This is a genomic window from Stenotrophomonas sp. GD04145 (assembly GCF_029835135.1).
In the GTDB taxonomy this organism is placed as follows: Bacteria; Pseudomonadota; Gammaproteobacteria; order Xanthomonadales; family Xanthomonadaceae; genus Stenotrophomonas; species Stenotrophomonas maltophilia_P.
The window spans coordinates 1-2,501 of the sequence record NZ_JAODZG010000091.1 but is presented as its reverse complement, the minus strand read 5'-3'; the positions used below and the strand labels follow the sequence as shown (position 1 = coordinate 2,501).

Annotated in this window: 2 protein-coding genes; both read right to left on the bottom strand. The window is 59.6% G+C overall.

Going from position 1 to position 2,501, the window contains the following annotated elements; genetic code table 11:
* Positions 1 to 576 precede the first annotated feature (576 nt).
* Entirely contained in the window at positions 577 to 1,896 is a 1,320-nt protein-coding gene (locus N7367_RS19325; RefSeq protein WP_279943028.1) for a retropepsin-like aspartic protease, read from the bottom strand.
* Positions 1,897 to 1,945: 49 nt separating this feature from the next.
* A partial coding sequence (locus N7367_RS19320) for a hypothetical protein (protein ID WP_279943027.1) occupies positions 1,946 to 2,501 on the bottom strand: 556 nt, incomplete at its 5' end.

The window sequence follows — 2,501 nt, the reverse complement described above, 5'->3', positions numbered from 1 at the left end:
ACTCCGACATTTATCACACGAAGTGGACAGTGCTCTGTCAGAAAAATCTGATTCGGACGGAAGGGTGATATACGACAAAAATGAACGCGCCCTGCGCTTGCTTTCGTTAAGCGGCCGCTTGCTGCGACACGCTAGCCCCCACCGCAGGCACTCAGGCAGCGGTCGCGTATTTCCCCGCACTTGATGTCCGGAAGGCGATTCCGGCAGAAATCCACGCTCGCCTGGCATGATCGACGAAGATCCCTGTCCTGGATTTCTTCGCAGTTGCCACCCCATTGGGATGCTGATCCCAGGCAGCCGCTACTGCTTCCGGCGGAATGACAGCTGGCATAGTGGTCCCGACACTGGTCCATGCATTGGCGTGCAGCCGTGGTTTCACGAACGCCCTGCGCCAGATAGGGGTCGCCATGGCTGCTGCAGGATGCCATCGCAACGACAGCCACGAATACGAGTAGTTTGCTCTGCACTGCAGCAGACCCCTTCAATTGATCGTATCAGGCTCTTCATCATCAGCCGGCTGATTCCATTCTGGCCTGAGTGGCTGTGCTGATGCGGAGATTCAATCAGGATGCGATATCAGTGTGCCGACTGGGTAGCCCCCAAAGACATCAGGCAGGCCTTGTTTGTGATGAAATCCAGATAGATGGAGACCTTGCGCAGGCTGCCGCCGCCCAGCACATAGCGCGTCTTGCTTGGATGGTTTCCAGTGGATGTGCTCATCTGCAATTCTGCAGAGCCGTCCAAGGTCTGCACAACGGCCTCGCGCGCGACCGATGCTCTTCGCTGCTGTCCTTGTACGCCTTGAACAACACTGTGTTGAACTGAACCTGGTGGCAGAGCCACACCGATTGGCAGGGCTTCCATCAACTCGCCACTGTTACCAGTATCCAGCATTGCTTCCTGGCGCTTGCCGTCAACAGTAATGAACAACCTTGGGACGGTCTGCGTACCGCTCAGGTCTGCCGCCGAGAACATCGGGGCGTCGCAGGCCGGAGCGGCAGATCCCTCCGCGAGCACCTGCAGGCCATCCTTGCCGATCAGGACTCGGCCGAGACGAGATAGAACATCGAGGCCAAGAAGGTTCGCAGGAATGCGTTCGCTGACGGATACCAATGGCTGCGAGATGATCAAGGGACCAAGCTGGAGGGTCTGTGGCTGGGCGATCCTGCTGCGCTGTTGTGAGTCGCCCAGCACGCCGGAAAGCGTGAATCCCTCCATGAGCGGGGGCGCAGTTATCGCCGCGGGATGCACTATGGTCAGTGCCGAGCCGGTGTCGACCAGAACCTCAACAGTCTTTCCGTCAATCTGCAGTTGCGCCATGTTGGGATAAGCGACACGGCCGCCGTCATGATCCTGGCTGGACGCTACCGTAACCGTTCCTGTGTGCAGGGCGATGCGTCCTTTGCCAGATGAATCGACTTTGGGAGCGGGCCGACCGGCCATCGCGGCGTAGTCTGGAATGCGGGTGAATACATCGACATTTCCCAATGTTTTGCCCCGCTTCTCCGCAGCGGCCCGAACGCGCTCCCGCGCCTGCATCGACAGGCGTGCCCATGCAGGCAGGTCACCCGCTACCACCTCGACGCCAGCTCGCAGTGCTCCGCAGACAGTCAGCCCGGCCAGATGCGTAGTCTGCTGCGCCATCTGGATACATTCATCTGACGCTTCACGGGCTCCAGGAACGTCCAGCAGAACGCGGCGTTCGGCGGCCCTGGCCATCTTCTTTACGACGGTATTGGTTGCATTGACCTGCAGCTGCCGTAGTGCAGCGACATCACCTTGAGCCAGCGCTTGGCTGACCGGCGTGGGGTCGTTGAATATCTGCGTGACGCGGGTTGTCTCAGCGGCACCAGCACAGGATGAAACGAGCAGCAATGCAAGTAAAAGGGGACGCATGGGACTCCAGATGGATGCCGCGTCCGCGAACGCGGCATCCCAAGAGGGATCAAGGACTCTTGTTGTAGAGGAACTGGGCTTCGCCCTTTATGTCGTTGTCCGCTGAGTTGTAGATCAGGTTGATCTGAAAGCCGAAGCCTGCGCCGATATCCCAGTAGTAACCACCATTGACGGTGGAGGTCCAGGAACCTTCGTTCAGCTGCCACTTGAGAAGACTGCCATCGTTGCCGACGAAATCCAATGTGCCCTTGCCGTCCTTGAAGGTGCCGTCGGTGTTGAACTTCAGCTCGGTGCTGACCGTCCACTGGCCGAATTCATTGGGAATCGGGTAGGTCAACACCGCTTTGTTGAAGCCCGGCTCGCCATTCTCGCCCGGAGTGTAGGTCAGCTTGCTTTCAAAAGGCTTGACATCGATGAAGGTGAAGTCTGGCTGTCCATCGCCGTCACCACCGCCGTCGCCACCACCTCCATCACCGCCGCCACCGCCACCGCCACCGCCACCGCCGCCATCGCCCGGATCCCACGGATCGGGCCAGTCCGGCGGATCCGGGTTGGGACCCCAGTCGTCCGGTGGGGTCACATCGACCGGCGGCAGATCGGTGGTG

Bases quoted from the DNA above. Each gene is read 5' to 3' on its own strand.
- N7367_RS19325 (WP_279943028.1), bottom strand. From the start codon at position 1,896: ATGCGTCCCCTTTTACTTGCATTGCTGCTCGTTTCATCCTGTGCTGGT.